The organism is Thiohalobacter thiocyanaticus, assembly GCF_002356355.1.
GTDB classification, from domain to species: Bacteria; Pseudomonadota; Gammaproteobacteria; order Thiohalobacterales; family Thiohalobacteraceae; genus Thiohalobacter; species Thiohalobacter thiocyanaticus_A.
Map to the genome: position 1 here is coordinate 3,000,038 of NZ_AP018052.1, position 12,846 is coordinate 3,012,883.

Here is a 12,846-nt window from a genome sequence, read left to right on the forward strand (position 1 = left end):
CACTGTCGCTGCTACCCCGACACCCTCACCCCGGCCCTACCCAGGAACCGGTGGCCGCAGGCCACCTGCGACCTTCCCTCGCCCGCACAGCGGAAGAGGGGGGACCGCTCGCAAAGCGAGCGGTGGGAGAGGGAAAGGGAGAAACCGGATAGCTGCGCGATATGCGGGCATACCCGCATGAAGGATTCGATCCGGAAAAAGCTCGATCAGCTCAGCGACCGCTTCGAGGAGGTCGGCGCCCTGCTGTCCCAGCCCGAGATCATCGCCGACCAGAACCGTTTCCGCGGCCTGTCGGTGGAATACAGCCAGCTGGAGCCGGTGATCAGGTGCTACGGCGACTATCGCCGGGCCCGGGCCGACCTGGACAGCGCTGAGGAAATGCAGAACGACCCGGACCCGGAGGTGCGGGAAATGGCCGGCGAGGAACGCCGGGCGGCCGCCGAACGGCTCGAGGCGCTGGAACTGGAACTGCAGAAGCATCTGCTGCCGAAGGATCCGCACGACAACAGCAATATCTTCCTCGAGATCCGCGCCGGCACCGGCGGCGACGAGGCCGCCATCTTCGCCGGCGACCTGCTGCGCATGTACAGCCGCTACGCCGAGACGCATCACTGGAACGTGGAGATTCTGAGCGAATCCCCGGGCGAACACGGCGGCTACAGGGAGGTCATCGCCCGCATCGTCGGCCAGGGCGCCTACTCGCGGCTCAAGTTCGAATCCGGCGCCCACCGGGTCCAGCGCGTGCCGGAGACCGAATCCCAGGGCCGCATCCACACCTCGGCCGCCACCGTGGCGGTACTGCCGGAACTGGAGGCAGCCGAAGCGGTGGACATCAACCCCGCCGACCTGCGCGTGGACACCTACCGCGCCTCCGGCGCCGGCGGCCAGCACGTGAACCGCACCGACTCGGCCGTGCGCCTGACCCACCTGCCCAGCGGCATCGTGGTCGAATGCCAGGACGAGCGCTCCCAGCACAAGAACAAGGCCCGGGCCCTGTCGCTGCTGGCGGCCAGGCTGGAACAGATCGAGCGCGACCGCCGCGCCAGCGAACAGGCGCAGACACGGCGCAGCCTGGTCGGCAGCGGCGACCGCTCCGAGCGCATCCGCACCTACAATTTCCCTCAGGGCCGGGTCACCGACCACCGTATCAACCTGACCCTGCACAAACTCGACGAGATCCTGGCCGGCAACCTGGACCCGGTGATCGACCCGCTGATCAGCGAATACCAGGCCGATCAACTCGCCGCCATCCATGCCGAGTGATGTTCCCCAGACCCTGCAGGACTGGCTGCGCCGGGCCACGCAGCGCCTGCACGAGGCCGGCAGCGACTCCCCGCGCCTGGACGCCCAGATCCTGTTAGGACATGTACTGACTCGGCCGCGCAGCTATCTCTATGCCCATGGCGAGGACCTGCTCACCGAATCAGAATGGCAGCAGGCCGAGGCCCTGCTGGAGCAGCGGCTGACAGGGCATCCCATCGCCCACCTGCTGGGGCGGCGCGAATTCTGGTCGCGGGAACTCGAAGTCAGCCCCGACACCCTGATCCCGCGGCCCGAGACCGAGATCACCCTGGAACTGGCGCTGGAGCAGATCCCGGTCGGGGCCGACCGGGCGCTGCTGGACCTCGGCACCGGCAGCGGGGCGCTGGCCCTGATGCTGGCTCTGGAACGCCCCGGCTGCCGGGTGACCGCCATCGACATCTCTTCCGCCGCCCTGGCCGTGGCCCGCCGCAATCGGGAGCGTCTCGGGGTGGATAACCTGGAACTGCTGGAGGGCGACTGGTTCACGCCGGTCGCCGGCCGGCGCTTCCAGCTGATCGTCAGCAATCCACCCTATGTGGCCGAGCGCGATCCGCATCTGGATGCCGGTGACGTGCGCTTCGAACCACGCCGCGCCCTGGCCGCCGGCGCCGCCGGTCTGGATGCTCTCGAACAGCTGATCATGCAGGCGCCGGAGCACCTGGAGCCCGGCGGCTGGCTGGTGCTGGAACACGGCTTCGACCAGGCCGACAGCGTCGCCAGCCTGTTGAGGGAAAAGGGGTTTATCGACATCCAGTGCCGTCATGACCTGGCCGGCCAGCCGCGCGCCACGGCGGCCCGCCACCCCGGCAGCGGCTGAAGCGGGCAATTCTGCTTGATTCCTGCCCCGACCCGGCTAGCATGGAGCCATGAGCGAATTGCAGGAACACATCAAGCACCGCGAGATCCTGTTTCGCGGCCCCCACCATGAGCCGCATCAGGCCCAGGCGGCCGCACTCATCCTGAGCAATGTCGAAGGCGTGCTCCACATCCACCCGGCCCAGCCCGAACTCCTGCACGTCAGCTACGACGTCACCCTGCTCACCCTGCAGGTCATCGAGGAACTGCTGGTGGAACTGGGCTTCCATCTGGACAACAACCTGATGATCAAGCTCAAGCGCGCCCTCTACTACTACAGCGAACAGGCCCAGCAGGAACAGCTGGGCTGCCTGCGCGGCCGCGGCAACTGCACCCAGGCCGTGTTCATCGAGAAATACCAGCAGCGACCGCACGGCTGCCGCGACGGCCGGCCGGAACACTGGCGGCGTTACCTCTGATCCTATTGCACTTACTTCGTCATTCCCGCGAAGGCGGGGATCCAACGCGCGTTTGCCCTGCCAGGCACTGGACTCCCGCCTTCGCGGGAATGACGGGTAAGGTGAAATACGACTCATGCGGGCTGGCATACATCTTCCCCTTAAACTGCATTGTCATACTGCCGCCCCTTCACCTTTGATCGGCCCGGGGCTACCATCCCGCAATATCGCAACCGTTTACTCTCCCCATGAACGACGATCAACTCCTGCGCTACAGCCGCCAGATCATGCTGCCCGACTTCGGTGTCGAGGCGCAGCAGCGGCTGAATGACGCACATGTGCTGATTATCGGCGCCGGCGGACTGGGCTCCCCGGCCGCCCTGTACCTGGCCGCGGCCGGCGTGGGCCGACTCACCATCGCCGATCCGGACCGGGTCGATGTAAGCAACCTGCAGCGCCAGATCCTGCACGGCCAGCGCGACCTGGACCGGCCCAAGGTGGATTCGGCCCGTGAGCGACTGGCGGACATCAACCCGGACACCCGGGTCGTTCCCATCGCTGAACGGCTGGAAGACGCCGCCCTGCAGGCGGCGGTCGCCGCGGCCGACCTGGTGGTCGATGCCAGCGACAACTTCGCCACCCGCTTCGCCGTGAATGCCGCCTGCTGGCAGGCCGGACGAGCACTGGTCTCGGGCGCGGCCATCCGCTACGAGGGTCAGCTGAGCGTGTTCCGGGGCGATCTCGCCGCCGGACCCTGCTATCAGTGTCTGTACCGCGACGGCACGGAGGCCGAACAGACCTGCGCCGAAAACGGCATCCTGGCGCCGATCGTCGGCATCATCGGCAGCCTGCAGGCGCTGGAGGCGATCAAGGTGCTGACCGGGCTCGGCGAGCCCCTGGACGGCCGCCTGCTGATCCTCGATGGCCGCAGTCTGGAACTGCGCACCCTGAAACTGCATCCGGACCCGGACTGCCCGGTGTGCAGCGGGACCCGCGTGCAGACACCCGCCCACCCGGCCGGCACCGGCTGATGCGCCAACCCGCGACAGCCCGATTCGCCCGCCCGCTGGCGGCACTGTTTCTGCTGCTCGCCCTGAGCGGCTGCGGGGAAGCACCCTCGGATCCGGAAGCCGCCATCCGCGAACTGATCGCTGCCGCCGAGCAGGCCGCCCAGGACCGCGACCTGGACCTGTTCAGGGACCATATCGCCGCGGACTACAGCGACAGCCGCGGCAACGACCGCGCCGCGGTCCTCAACCGTCTGCGGCTGCTGTTTCTGCGCTACCGGCAACCGAAGCTGCTGACCCGCATCCGGGATATCCGCTTTCCCGCCCCCGACCGGGCCGAGGTCGCGTTGTGGCTGGGCACGGCCGACACCGGACGCCTGGCCTTCGACAGCCGGCGCCTCGAACTCAGTTTGCGACGCACCGGCGGCGACTGGCAGGTGCTGTATGCCCAATGGGAACGCGCCGCGCCTGGAGGCGAGTTGCTGGACTGGGATCAATGAAGGCCGTGCGGTTCCTGCCCGGCCCCACCGGCTGGCTGTGGCTGGCAATCTATGTCGGGGTGCTGGTGTGGTCAGGCATCGAACCCTACGACCGCCTGACCTGGTGGATGGAGGTACTGCCGGCCATGCTCGGCCTGGCGGTGCTGATCGCCACCCGCAGGCATTTCCCGCTCACCCCGCTGGCCTACGGCCTGATCCTGCTGTTCGCCATCATCCTGATGGTGGGCGGGCACTACACCTATGCCCGGGTGCCGGTCTTCGATGTCATCGGCGACTGGTTCGGCTGGCCGCGCAACAACTTCGACAAGCTGGGGCATTTCCTGCAGGGCTTCGTCCCGGCCATGGTCGCCCGCGAGATCCTGCTGCGGTTCGAGGTCATCCGTGTGCGCGGCTGGCTCGCCCCCCTCATCCTGGCCATCTGCCTGGCCATCAGCGCCCTGTATGAACTGATCGAATGGTGGGCGGCCCTGGTCAACGAACAGGCCGCCGAATCCTTCCTCGGCACCCAGGGTTATGTGTGGGACACCCAGTCGGACATGGGCCTGGCGCTGCTCGGGGCGGCGGTGGCGCTGCTGACGCTGTCGCGGGTGCATGATCGGCAGTTGGCCGCCAGAGGGTAGGATGGGTGGAGCGAAGCGCAACCCATCGGCATGTACATGAAGATGGGTTACGGCGCCAGGCGCCTTCACCCATCCTACCCGGCTCCGCGTTCCCACCGCCCGACTCAGCCCCCCAGCCACCCCCGCGTCTCGGGATGGAAATGCACCAGCCCCTCCAGCACCCCGGCGCTGTAGTTGCCGTTCATGCCCATGAAGTCGCCGGCGGCACAGTACAGGCCTGCGGCCTGGTTGCGCGCCCCGGCCTCGCGCAATGCCTGCTCACGCACGGCATCGGTGGCATTGGCCACCAGCACGCCGGGGATGTCGCTGGTCAGCACGTTCAGATCGTTGCCGCTGTCGCCGGCGAACACGGTGTGATGCCGGCCCAGGTCCAGTTCCCGCATCAGAAAACGCACCGCCCCCAGCTTGGTGGCGCTGGCCGGCAGGATGTCCAGCAGGCCGGTGTTGCTGGTCTCGTCCACGCTCCACACGATCTCGAAATCGATATGCAGCTCGCGCAGCCGCCGGCGCAGCTCCAGCAGCACCCCGCTGTCGACCAGGTCCGGCATGGCGTAGTAGCTGAGCTTGTAGTCGTGCTGGTTGGTCTCCTCCTGCAGCGCCAGTTCCTCGATGTCGTCCAGGCGCGGACGCAGATCGTGGTTGCGGTAATGCCGCCAGTCATGGCCGATCTTCTGCCGCCAACTCTCCCACAGGCGCCAGTCGCCGCCCTGCCAGCGGTAGATGGAGGTGCCGACATCGGCCAGGGCATAGGCCGGGTGCGGCAGGTGATACTGTTCGATGGCCGCTTCGATCAGATCGATGTTACGGCCGGACACATAGGCCAGGATGAGCTCGGGGTGCTGCGCCAGTCGGCGCAGGCGCGGCCGCGCTTCGGGGGATTCGGGCTGATTGCCGTTGGGCAGGAGGGTGCGATCGAGATCGCTGCACAGCAGCAGGCGTTCGGACATCTTGGACTCCGTGGACTATCATGCGGCTTGTAGGTTGGGTTAGGCGCAACTGCGCCGTAACCCAACGAATCCGGACCCAATGTCGGGTTACGCCCTTCGGACTAACCCGACCTACGATGCTCACAAAAAATATTCAGAGAACGGAACATCATGCCTGCGCGCAGTATCACCCTGCCCTCTTCCCTGATCAAGCCGCTACTGGAGACAGCGCTGACCACGCCGGAAGTGGAGGTCTGCGGCCTGATCGGACACCGGCCGGAGGCCGGTTATGACATCTATCCGGTTGCCAATGTCGCGCAGCATCCGCAGTCGCGCTTCGAACTCGATCCGGCCGGTCAGATCGCCGCCATGCGCACCATGCGCGAGAAAGGCGAGACGCTGTTCGCCATCTACCATTCCCATCCGGACGCACCGGCGCGCCCCTCGACCACAGACATCGAGCAGGCCGCCTACCCGGAGGCGCTGAATCTGATCATTTCACTGCAGGACCGGGATGCGCCCGAGGTCAGGGGCTGGTGGATTCGAGGCGGTGATGCCAGAGAAGCGGTAATCGTTATTGCGTGAGCCGCGAATGAACGCGAACAAACCTGGCGGATTCCCTGTCATTGCGAGCTGCGTCAGCGGCGTGGCAATCTCCTGCCGGTGACCACCGGAAGAGTTCGCCGGCCGGGATAAGCGCAACTTTCCCGGCAACGCGGATAATGCCGGAAACGGGCATCCAGCCCTTATTCCGGCCTACGGACTACCCAGGAATCCCGTCATCCCGGCGCATGCCGGGATCCATTGACCACCGCGGTTTCTGGATTCCGGCATGCGCCGGAATGACGGAACAGGAGAGTACACCGACGGGATACACCCAATACCGCTCCGCTTCACGAAGCTTTGCGTCTCTGCGTCTCCGCGTCCTGTGTGTTGCTGTCGCGCAGGCAACTATTCATTCAACAGCTGCTTGAGCAGCTTGTTGACCTCACCCGGATTGGCCTTGCCCTTGGAGGCCTTCATCACCTGGCCAACGAAGAATCCGAACAGCTTGTCCTTGCCGGAGCGGTACTGCTCAGCCTGTTCCGGATTGGCGGCGATCACCTCGCGGATCATCTGCTCAATGGCGCCGGTATCGGTGATCTGCTTCAGGCCCTTGGCCTCGATGACCGCATCGGCATCGCCCTCGCCGGCCCACATGGCCTCGAACACCGTCTTGGCGATCTTGCCGGAGATAGTGTTGTCGTGGATGCGCGCGAGCAACCCGGCCAGGCCGCCGGCGTCGATGGGCGAATCCTCGATCTCGATGCCGTCCTTGTTCAGCGCGGCCGACAACTCGCCCATGACCCAGTTGGCGGCCAGCTTGCCGTCCACCTGCGCGGCGGCGACCACAGCCTCGTAATAGTCGGCCATCTCGCGGCTGGCGGTCAGCACGCCGGCGTCATAGGCGGACAGGCCGTACTGCTCCATGAACCGGCTCTTTTTCGCATCGGGCAGCTCCGGCAGGCTGTTGCGCACCGCCTCGATGAAGGCTTCATCGAGCTCCACCGGCAGCAGGTCCGGATCGGGGAAGTAACGGTAGTCGTTGGCCTCCTCCTTGGTACGCATGGAGCGGGTCTCGTCCTTGCTGGCATCGTACAGACGCGTTTCCTGCACCACGGCGCCGCCGGATTCCAGCACCTCGATCTGGCGCTCGATCTCGAAGTTGATGGCGCGCTCGACGAAACGGAAGGAATTGATGTTCTTGATCTCGGCACGGGTACCGAAGCGGTGCTCGCCCCGGCGCCGGATGGAGACGTTGGCGTCGCAACGGAAGGAACCCTCCTGCATGTTGCCGTCGCAGATCTCCAGGTAGCGCACCAGCGAGTGCAGCTTCTTCATGTAGGCGACCGCCTCCTTCGCCGAACGCAGGTCGGGCTCGGAGACGATCTCCAGCAGCGGGGTGCCGGCGCGGTTGAGGTCGATGCCGGTGACGCCATGGAAGCCCTCATGCAGCGACTTGCCTGCATCCTCCTCCAGGTGGGCGCGGGTGATGCCGATGCGCTTGGTCTCGCCGTCATCCAGCTCGATATCGAGATACCCCGTATGGACGATGGGCAGCTCGTACTGGCTGATCTGGTAGCCCTTGGGCAGGTCGGGGTAGAAGTAGTTCTTGCGCGCGAACACCGAGCGCGGGGCAACAGTGGAATGCGTGGCCAGGCCGAACTTGGCTGCCATGCGCACCACCTCCTCGTTCAGCACCGGCAGCACCCCGGGCAGGCCCAGGTCCACCGCGCAGGCCTGGCTGTTGGGCGCCGCGCCGTAGGCGGTGGAGGCGCCGGAGAAGATCTTGCTCTTCGTCGCCAGCTGGGCGTGGATCTCGAGCCCGATGACTGCTTCCCATTCCATAACTCAAATCCTCAATTCAACGCAGAGGCGCAGAGACGCAGAGGACGCAAAGAATACTTGTATAAGACTTTGCGCCTCTGCGTCTCTGCGTTGAAATCCGAATTCCGCAAATCACTCATAGCCCTTCGGCACGCGCCTATGCCAGTCGGTGACCTGCTGGTAGCGGTGCGCCACGCTCAGCAACCGGGCCTCGTCGAAATAGTTGCCGATCAGCTGCAGCCCCACCGGCAGTTCCTCGACGAAGCCGGCCGGGATCGACATGCCGGGCAGGCCGGCCAGGTTGACGGCGATGGTGAACACGTCCGACAGGTACATGGTCACCGGGTCGTCCACCTTCTCGCCGAGGCGGAAGGCCGTGTTCGGGGCGGTCGGACCGGCAATGACGTCGACCTGCTCGAACGCCGCCCGGAAATCGTCCGCGATCAGATGCCGCGCCTGCTGCGCCTTGAGGTAATAGGCGTCGTAGTAGCCGGCCGACAGGGCGTAGGTGCCGATCATGATGCGGCGCTTGACCTCGGGGCCGAAGCCCTCGCCGCGGGAGCGCTTGTACAGGTCCTCCAGGTCACGCGGGTTCTCGCAGCGATAGCCGAAGCGCACGCCGTCGAAGCGCGACAGGTTGGAGGAACACTCGGCCGGGGCGACCACATAATAGGTGGGCACAGCAAGGCCGGCATTGGGCAGACTGATCTCCACCGGCTCGGCACCGAGCTTCTTCAACTCCGCGATGGCGGCCTCCACCGCCTTCGCCGTGCCGGTGTCCAGCCCCTCGCCGAAATATTCCTTCGGCAGGCCGATCCTCAGACCCTCGAGGTCGTTGTTCAGACCGGCGCTGTAGTCGTCCACCGGCCGGTCCACGCAGGTGGAATCCTTCGGATCGAAACCGGCCATGACCTGCAGCAGCAGCGCGGCGTCCTCGGCGCTGGCGGCCATGGGGCCGGCCTGGTCCAGGCTGGAGGCGAAGGCGATCATGCCGTAGCGCGACACCCGCCCATAGGTGGGCTTCAGCCCGGTGATGCCGCACAGGGCCGCCGGCTGGCGGATGGAGCCGCCGGTGTCGGTGCCGGTGGCCGCCGGCGCCAGGCGCGCGGCGACCACCGCGGCCGAGCCGCCGGAGGAACCGCCCGGGACGGTATTCGTATCCCAGGGATTCTTTACCGGACCGTAGTGGCTGGTTTCATTGGACGAGCCCATGGCGAACTCATCCATGTTGGTCTTGCCCAGCATGACCGCCCCGGCCTGCTTGAAGCGGGCGGTGACGGTGGCGTCGTAGGGGGCGATGAAGTTGTCCAGCATGCGCGAGCCGCAGCTGGTCTTCACCCCGTCGGTGCAGAAGATGTCCTTGTGGGCGAAGGGAATGCCGGTGAGCGGCCCGGGTCTGCCGGAGGCCAGCTGGATGTCGGCCTCGCGCGCCCGGGCCAGGGCGGCGTCCTCGCACAGGGTGATGAAACCATTGAGCCCGCCATCGAGGCGTTTGATACGCTCGAGATAGTGGCGGGTCAGTTCCTCGCTGGAGAAGGACCGGTCGCGCAGACCGCGGGCCAGTTCGGCCAGGGTTTTGGTATGCATGGGGTATCCGTTGCTGATCGCTGAAATTCGAACCGTCTTACTCGATGACGCGCGGCACCAGGTACAGGCCGGCCTCGACGGCCGGGGCGCTGGCCTGGAAGTGCGTGCGCTGATCAGTCTCGGTGACGGCGTCCGGGCGCAGGCGCTGGGTCGCCTCCAGGGGATGCGCCATCGGGGTCACATCGCCGGTATCCACCGCTTCAAGCTGCTCGACGAAGGCCAGGATATCGGACAGGTTGCGGGCATAGCCCTCGACATCGGCCGGATCGATGGCCAGCCGGGCCAGATGCGCGATCTTTTCCACTTCCGCTGGCTTCAGGGCCATGAGGACGACTCCTTGAATGACTGATCAGGCTTGCGGGAAACGCGAAAATTAACACACCCCGGGCCCGGGGTGTAGCGCCAGGCTGTCCAGCCTCTCCCCTTCCTTGACGGGAGGCGACCGAGGGGAGGGTGATGCATGGCGGATCCGCCTTGCTCACCCCCCTGTCAGGGAAAAGGCGTTATTCTGCTCCCGGACCGATCGCGCGCCCCCGCTTTTCAGCGAAATCATTGTGATGCCGGCCTCAGCCTGCCGACAGCTGTCTTGCCCAAACCCCCACCCGTTGCTACAGTACGCCGAAATTCGCGGAGGCATCACCAACCAATGCTGGGTTTCAAACGTCTCGTCGGGATCTTCTCGGAAGATCTCTCCATCGACCTGGGCACGGCCAACACCTTAATCTATGTCCGCGGGCGCGGCATCGTGCTCAACGAGCCCTCCGTCGTCGCCATCCGTCAGGACCGCGGCCCGGGCGGCCCCAAGAGCATCGCCGCCGTCGGCATCGAGGCCAAGCGCATGCTCGGCCGCACCCCGGGCAACATCACCGCCATCCGCCCGCTCAAGGACGGCGTGATCGCCGATTTCACCGTCACCGAGAAGATGCTCCAGCACTTCATCCACAAGGTGCACGAGGGCCGCTTCTTCCGGCCCAGCCCGCGGGTGCTGATCTGCGTACCCTGCGGTTCCACCCAGGTCGAGCGCCGCGCCATCAAGGAATCGGCCGCCGGCGCCGGGGCCCGCGAGGTCTACCTGATCGAGGAGCCGATGGCCGCAGCCATCGGCGCCGGCATGCCGGTCGACGAGGCCAGCGGCTCCATGGTGCTGGACATCGGCGGCGGCACCTCCGAGGTGGCCGTGATCTCATTGAACGGCATCGTCTACTCCTCCTCCGTACGCATCGGCGGCGACCGTTTCGACGAGGCCATCATCAACTACGTGCGCCGCAACTACGGTACCCTGATCGGCGAATCCACCGCCGAACGCATCAAGCACGAGATCGGCTCGGCCTACCCGGGCAACGAGGTCAAGGAACTGGAGGTCAAGGGCCGCAACCTGGCCCAGGGCGTGCCGCGCAGCTTCACCCTGAACAGCAACGAGATCCTCGAGGCCCTGCAGGAGCCGCTGTCCGGCATCGTCAGCGCGGTCAAGACGGCGCTGGAACAGACCCCGCCGGAACTGGGCGCGGACGTGGCCGAGCGCGGCATCGTGCTCACCGGCGGCAGCGCCCTGCTGCGCGATCTGGACCGGCTGCTGATGGAGGAAACCGGCCTGCCGGTGGTGGTCGCCGACGATCCGCTCACCTGCGTGGCCCGCGGCGGCGGCCGCGCCCTGGAGATGATGGACGAGCGCGGCGGGGACGTATTCTCGCTGGAGGGGTGACCTCTAACCTCCTCCCCCTTGATGGGGGAGGATTGAGGCGGGGGTGCGTTGATTGACATTCACCCCCTCCCGGCCTCCCCCATCAAGGGGGAGAAGTTCACCGTCAAACACTGCTGAGTGCTCTACCCATATAGCCCATCCCGCCCCGGACAGGTACCATTACTGCTGGTCCAACACCCGGACACGCGGAGCACGGAACCATCAAACTCATCTTCACACAAGGCCCCTCCCTGACTGCCAGGCTGGTGGTCTTCGTCTTCGCCTCCATCCTCCTGATGACCCTCGATCAGCGCCAGCAGCATCTGGACAGCCTGCGTTCGGCCCTGTCGGTGGTGGTCTTCCCCATTCAATGGCTGGTCGATCTGCCGGCGGCCAGCCAGGACTGGTTTCAGGAGACCCTCTCCAGCCGCCGGACGCTGCAGGAGGAAAACGCCCGCCTGCGCACCGAGCAGCTCATTCTCAAGGCGGAACTGCAGAAACTGGAGGCGCTGGAGGCAGAAAATCTGCGCCTGCGTGAACTGCTGGACTCTTCCTTCAAGGTCCGTGAACGGGTCCTGATCGCCGAGATCATGGCCGTGGACCTGGACCCCTATCGCCACCAGATTCTGCTCAACAAGGGGCGCTATGCCGATCTCTACACCGGCCAGCCACTGGTCGATGCCAATGGGGTGATGGGGCAGGTGATCCAGGCCGGGCCCTTTTCCGCCACCGCCATGCTCATCACCGATCCCGCCCACGCCGTACCGGTGCAGGTCAACCGCAACGGCCTGCGCAGCATCGCCCTGGGCACCGGCTCACTGACCAGCCTGTCCCTGCCCTATCTGCCCAACAACGCCGACATCGAATCCGGTGATCTGCTGATCACCTCGGGACTCGGCGGCCGCTTCCCCCCCGGCTACCCGGTGGCGGAGGTACAGAGCGTGATCCGCGACCCGGGCGAGTCCTTTGCTCAGGTCTTCGCCCGGCCGCTGGCCGAACTCAATCGCAGCCGCGAGGTGCTGCTGGTCTGGTCCCAGGGCGAGGCCGGCATGGATCCGGCCGCAACGGAACCGGCCGCAGACGAACCTGCCGGGGAATCGACACCATGAGCACACTGGTTCGACACCAGGGCGGCGGCGTGATCCTGCTCAGCCTGCTGATCGGCCTGGTCCTCGGCATCGTGCCGCTGCCGCGCGTGCTGGAACTCTACCGCCCGGACTGGGCATTGCTGATCCTGCTGTACTGGAGCCTGGCCCTGCCGCAGCGCATCGGTGTGGGCATCGCCTGGCTGACCGGGCTGTTCCAGGATGTGCTCACCGCCACCCTGCTGGGTCAGCATGCCCTGGCCTATGCCGTGGCCAGCTACCTCATCATCAACCTGCACCAGCGACTGCGTCTGCACCCCCTGTGGCAGCAGAGCCTGAGCATCCTGGTGCTGCTGATGCTGGCCCAGCTGATCATCTTCTGGATCAACGGCATCATCGGCCGGCCGATCCAGTCCTGGCTGTACTGGCTGCCCTCGGTGGTGGGCGCGGCCCTGTGGCCGGCCGTGTTCGTGCTGCTGCGGGGGCTGCGCCGCGCCTTCCACGTCAGCTGAACCGGC

General features: G+C 66.1%; 14 protein-coding genes. 10 read left to right on the forward strand and 4 right to left on the reverse strand.

Translation table 11 applies throughout. The annotated features are described in order from the left end of the window. The first annotated feature begins 177 nt into the window (after positions 1–177). From prfA to CFK21_RS13895, 6 genes are all read left to right on the forward strand, one after another. Positions 178–1,263: a peptide chain release factor 1 gene (gene prfA, locus CFK21_RS13870; protein ID WP_096367206.1), complete on the forward strand. Its 1,086-nt coding sequence runs from the start codon at positions 178–180 to the stop codon at positions 1,261–1,263. Continuing rightward, positions 1,253–2,119: a peptide chain release factor N(5)-glutamine methyltransferase gene (gene prmC / locus CFK21_RS13875; RefSeq protein WP_096367207.1), complete on the forward strand. Its 867-nt coding sequence runs from the start codon at positions 1,253–1,255 to the stop codon at positions 2,117–2,119. The genes prfA and prmC overlap by 11 nt, the downstream gene beginning before the upstream one ends. 49 nt (positions 2,120–2,168) lie before the next feature. Beyond that, positions 2,169–2,576 (forward strand): hypothetical protein, encoded by a 408-nt coding sequence (locus tag CFK21_RS13880; RefSeq protein WP_096367208.1) that lies wholly within the window; start codon positions 2,169–2,171, stop codon positions 2,574–2,576. A 227-nt stretch (positions 2,577–2,803) separates the two neighbouring features. Continuing rightward, on the forward strand, positions 2,804–3,586 hold the full coding sequence (locus CFK21_RS13885) for a HesA/MoeB/ThiF family protein (protein WP_096367209.1): 783 nt from the start codon (positions 2,804–2,806) through the stop codon (positions 3,584–3,586). Then, positions 3,586–4,062: a hypothetical protein gene (locus CFK21_RS13890; RefSeq protein ID WP_096367210.1), complete on the forward strand. Its 477-nt coding sequence runs from the start codon at positions 3,586–3,588 to the stop codon at positions 4,060–4,062. Before CFK21_RS13885 ends, CFK21_RS13890 begins: the two co-directional genes overlap by 1 nt. Further along, positions 4,059–4,682: a DUF2238 domain-containing protein gene (locus tag CFK21_RS13895; RefSeq protein ID WP_096367211.1), complete on the forward strand. Its 624-nt coding sequence runs from the start codon at positions 4,059–4,061 to the stop codon at positions 4,680–4,682. The genes CFK21_RS13890 and CFK21_RS13895 overlap by 4 nt, the downstream gene beginning before the upstream one ends. 104 nt (positions 4,683–4,786) lie before the next feature. On the opposite strand, the gene CFK21_RS13900 is transcribed toward CFK21_RS13895, so the two are convergent. Further along, a complete protein-coding gene (locus CFK21_RS13900) occupies positions 4,787–5,629 on the reverse strand; it encodes an HAD-IIB family hydrolase (RefSeq protein ID WP_096367212.1) in 843 nt (280 codons plus the stop codon). A 150-nt stretch (positions 5,630–5,779) separates the two neighbouring features. Here CFK21_RS13900 and CFK21_RS13905 point away from each other — a divergent pair, with 150 nt between their 5' ends. Continuing rightward, positions 5,780–6,193, forward strand: coding sequence for a Mov34/MPN/PAD-1 family protein (locus CFK21_RS13905; protein ID WP_096367213.1), 414 nt, complete (start codon positions 5,780–5,782; stop codon positions 6,191–6,193). A 366-nt stretch (positions 6,194–6,559) separates the two neighbouring features. Here CFK21_RS13905 and gatB read toward each other — a convergent pair whose 3' ends face one another. The 3 genes from gatB to gatC form a co-directional block, all read right to left on the reverse strand. Further along, positions 6,560–7,996: an Asp-tRNA(Asn)/Glu-tRNA(Gln) amidotransferase subunit GatB gene (gatB, locus tag CFK21_RS13910; protein ID WP_096367214.1), complete on the reverse strand. Its 1,437-nt coding sequence runs from the start codon at positions 7,994–7,996 to the stop codon at positions 6,560–6,562. 111 nt (positions 7,997–8,107) lie between these two features. Beyond that, the gene (gene gatA, locus CFK21_RS13915) at positions 8,108–9,562 is read right to left on the reverse strand and encodes an Asp-tRNA(Asn)/Glu-tRNA(Gln) amidotransferase subunit GatA (RefSeq protein ID WP_096367215.1); all 1,455 of its coding nucleotides are present in this window, start codon (positions 9,560–9,562) and stop codon (positions 8,108–8,110) included. Between the two features lie 37 nt (positions 9,563–9,599). Continuing rightward, a complete protein-coding gene (gene gatC / locus CFK21_RS13920) occupies positions 9,600–9,887 on the reverse strand; it encodes an Asp-tRNA(Asn)/Glu-tRNA(Gln) amidotransferase subunit GatC (protein ID WP_096367216.1) in 288 nt (95 codons plus the stop codon). Positions 9,888–10,208: 321 nt separating this feature from the next. Here gatC and CFK21_RS13925 point away from each other — a divergent pair, with 321 nt between their 5' ends. From CFK21_RS13925 to mreD, 3 genes are all read left to right on the forward strand, one after another. Next, positions 10,209–11,264 carry a rod shape-determining protein gene (locus CFK21_RS13925; protein ID WP_096367217.1) on the forward strand — a complete coding sequence of 352 codons (1,056 nt, stop codon included), beginning with the start codon at positions 10,209–10,211 and terminating at the stop codon, positions 11,262–11,264. Positions 11,265–11,509: 245 nt separating this feature from the next. Further along, entirely contained in the window at positions 11,510–12,352 is an 843-nt protein-coding gene (gene mreC / locus CFK21_RS13930) for a rod shape-determining protein MreC (RefSeq protein ID WP_231971523.1), read from the forward strand. Next, entirely contained in the window at positions 12,349–12,840 is a 492-nt protein-coding gene (gene mreD, locus CFK21_RS13935) for a rod shape-determining protein MreD (RefSeq protein ID WP_096367219.1), read from the forward strand. Before mreC ends, mreD begins: the two co-directional genes overlap by 4 nt. The last annotated feature ends 6 nt before the right edge of the window (positions 12,841–12,846 follow it).

Bases quoted from the DNA above. Each gene is read 5' to 3' on its own strand.
- prfA (WP_096367206.1), top strand. From the start codon at position 178: ATGAAGGATTCGATCCGGAAAAAGCTCGATCAGCTCAGCGACCGCTTC.
- CFK21_RS13900 (WP_096367212.1), bottom strand. From the start codon at position 5,629: ATGTCCGAACGCCTGCTGCTGTGCAGCGATCTCGATCGCACCCTCCTG.
- CFK21_RS13885 (WP_096367209.1), top strand. From the start codon at position 2,804: ATGAACGACGATCAACTCCTGCGCTACAGCCGCCAGATCATGCTGCCC.
- gatB (WP_096367214.1), bottom strand. From the start codon at position 7,996: ATGGAATGGGAAGCAGTCATCGGGCTCGAGATCCACGCCCAGCTGGCG.
- mreD (WP_096367219.1), top strand. From the start codon at position 12,349: ATGAGCACACTGGTTCGACACCAGGGCGGCGGCGTGATCCTGCTCAGC.
- CFK21_RS13895 (WP_096367211.1), top strand. From the start codon at position 4,059: ATGAAGGCCGTGCGGTTCCTGCCCGGCCCCACCGGCTGGCTGTGGCTG.
- CFK21_RS13890 (WP_096367210.1), top strand. From the start codon at position 3,586: ATGCGCCAACCCGCGACAGCCCGATTCGCCCGCCCGCTGGCGGCACTG.
- CFK21_RS13880 (WP_096367208.1), top strand. From the start codon at position 2,169: ATGAGCGAATTGCAGGAACACATCAAGCACCGCGAGATCCTGTTTCGC.
- gatA (WP_096367215.1), bottom strand. From the start codon at position 9,562: ATGCATACCAAAACCCTGGCCGAACTGGCCCGCGGTCTGCGCGACCGG.
- prmC (WP_096367207.1), top strand. From the start codon at position 1,253: ATGCCGAGTGATGTTCCCCAGACCCTGCAGGACTGGCTGCGCCGGGCC.
- gatC (WP_096367216.1), bottom strand. From the start codon at position 9,887: ATGGCCCTGAAGCCAGCGGAAGTGGAAAAGATCGCGCATCTGGCCCGG.
- CFK21_RS13905 (WP_096367213.1), top strand. From the start codon at position 5,780: ATGCCTGCGCGCAGTATCACCCTGCCCTCTTCCCTGATCAAGCCGCTA.
- CFK21_RS13925 (WP_096367217.1), top strand. From the start codon at position 10,209: ATGCTGGGTTTCAAACGTCTCGTCGGGATCTTCTCGGAAGATCTCTCC.